The 2,766-nt window shown below is 58.4% G+C and carries 1 protein-coding gene; it reads right to left on the reverse strand.

Annotated elements, in window-relative coordinates:
- Positions 1-100: 100 nt before the first annotated feature.
- Positions 101-2,509, reverse strand: coding sequence for a S8 family peptidase (locus tag AC07RV_RS45775; RefSeq protein WP_495338110.1), 2,409 nt, complete (start codon positions 2,507-2,509; stop codon positions 101-103).
- Between the last annotated feature and the right edge of the window lie 257 nt (positions 2,510-2,766).

Below are 2,766 nucleotides of genomic sequence, written 5' to 3' on the forward strand. Positions count from 1 at the left end.
GCCGGCTTCTTCTTGCTTGGCATAGATGCTCCTGTTCGTCATGCTATGCCTCAAACACAAAATTTCTGACAGGCTCGACAGCGGAACACTGGAATGCCTCTTACGTATCGACAACCACAACATTAGCCACAGGGATTTTCTGGGAAATAGCAGCGTAAAGATCAACGTCCGTCTGCTGGGTCTGAATGGATACCACCAAACTATATCGCGCCGGCAGGCCATAACGTTCCAGCGCAGGCCGTGTCCGCCACCACCCAGCCGAAGGATACACAGCAATGAAGCCACGGCTGGCCAAGTCAGCCGCCGTACCTTTCCAGACATCCTGATGCAGCGAACCACGATGCCGCTGCCGTTCGCCCAACAGCCAATTGGGATCTGAGGGGTTCACAGGGTCACCCTCATCCTCGCGCTGCGCTGCCGCATTCACCCGTGCGACAAAATTCTCGGTGGATGCATCAAGCGGACGCTGCACATCAAATCGCAGGCGATGCGAAGGGTAGTGATACTTTGATGCAACACCACGCGCCGATGGATTGGGTTCGATGAAGTAGGAGAGCGTGATGCGCATCTCGACGGGCGTGTCCTGCAACGCCTCCAACTCATCCTTCGGCCAAGGCAAGGAGTGCAGATTCATGTCGCGCGTCACGATGCCCTTGCCCTGAACCTTTGCATAAGGATGCACCACGTCTTCAACCAGTAGGGTCAGCGAGTCTCCCGCACTCCAGAGCGCGCGGTTCAAGTCCGGGGTTCCCCAGCCGCAATGGCGAATCAGGTGAACGTAGTCGTCCTTGTTGGGCGCTGCGGGCAAGAATATCCCCCGCATGGCCTCGCTCCATTGCGCCGAATGTACCAGCAACGCACGCACGGTTTCAGGTCGGAGGTGCGGATAGGCCGCCATGATCTGCGCCGCCATTCCCGCGCACAATGCCGATGCGGCACTGGTGGCATTGCTGGTAGTGAACAAGCGATCCAACGGCTGGTTATGGGTCGTCAACAAGTTCAGGCTGGCCATGCCTACCGCCCCCAGCTCATCCTTGGCTGCATTGCCTCCGTCCAGCACCACTTCGGGTTTCAAGGGCCATGCCCGATCCCACGTCCTGGTTGTTGTCGTGAAAGGGCTGAGGCCGCCGGCTTCGGCAACGGGCTTCAAGGAAGGATGACCTTCCGTGTCGATCTTGTCGGTAAAAGCGCCCACCGTGATCGCGTTCCATGCCTGGCCAGGGTCATGCACGAGATTGGTGGAAAGGCTATCTGGATACCCCGCCCATGCATTGGGGTCGCGCGTGTTGCCGGCGGACAGCACGAACAGACGCGGGCTTTCACCGACCCCATCGGTATCCGCAGCAAGGCTATCGACGGCAGCAGACCACGAGGAAGGACGACCACGATCACGGTAGTCCGAGGCTGTCACCGCCGAAGCGAACACGCGCGACCGATTCGGAGCGGAGATTTCAGGCCGCGCAACGCCTTCCATGAAAAGGTAAGCATGGTGGCGCGCATCGCCTTCATTCGCACCTTCCGCCGGTATCAGCTTGACTGACTCCAGCCGATGAGGGACGTTGATCGAATCCGCAGACGCCAGGGCGTCTGTGAGATCGCCATAGGCAGCCAAGCCCGCCAAGCCAGTGCCATGATTGGCCTCATCATCCACGCCCCAGGCCGGCTCCACGGTATGCAAATCGCTCGCATCCATCAACGGCTCCAAGAGCGGATGCGCGCGCGTCACGCCGGAATCCAATAAGCAGACTCGCGGAGCGGTGTCGCCTGATGGCCTCAACTGGGCGCGACGCAGCAAGTCGTCCGCCCACTCCCGTTGTTCACTGATGCCCATGCCGTCGAAGAACTCGGCCGTCTCCTTGGCGTAGCGAAGTTCAGCGACACAGTTCAGCGTCATCACCGACCGCGAGAACTGCTGCTGCGACCCATACATCAACAACACCGTGCGTTCGGGAAAATTGACCTGCTTGTCACTGACGACACATTCCGCCAATCGAGCAAGCTTCTTGAAGTCCTCTACAACGACTTGCCGCTGCCCCGCCCCTCGAACCGGAAGCCATACCTCCCACCAGAAGGCGGTCGCAAGATCGTCAGGCAGCAGTTCGGGAGCGTCAGTCCACAGAGCCCTGATTTCTGCAGTTCGGATGGATTCGATGGCATCCAACAGCTTCCGGTGATCGCGCGCTTGACCGCGACTGTCCTTCTTCTCCTCCAGATAGTCGGATATGTATTTCTCGAAGTGCGCCAGCTTTCCATCAGGAACGAAGACATTGGCGAAGGTCTGGTTGCCTTCGCGGCGAACACTGAGAAGTTCAATGTTCCTGGTTTCGTTCGCCAAGCTCTCGAATGCCAACTCGACATCAGGTTGGCTGGAAAACTGGATTTGCAAGCCCAACCCGCTTTCCAGTTGCAGGTCTCGCTGACCTTGCACCGCCTCTGCTGCAGCGGGCTTCAAGTTTTCAACCTGGTCGCGAAGGGATGCACCGTGCTGCTGCCGGGGCAACGTCGGCACGCTGCGTGTCGATCCACCGCCAGCAGAGTGCGCTTTGAACTCGACGGCTTGAGATGTGTCTCGAAGAATGAAATGTGGGCGCTTAGCTTGTAGTTGATCCGGCATTGCTCGGTGCGACCTTCTTGTTGTTCATTCTGAGGTTCAATTTGCGGCGCTCATCGAAAGCACGTGTCAGCACATCTGGGGTTGTCTGAATTTCTGTGTTCAAGGCTCCGTGTAGGGTCCATCCATTCAGATGGACCCGCGCCACATATTAC

The sequence above is a fragment of the Variovorax sp. GW821-FHT09B01 genome, from assembly GCF_059418345.1.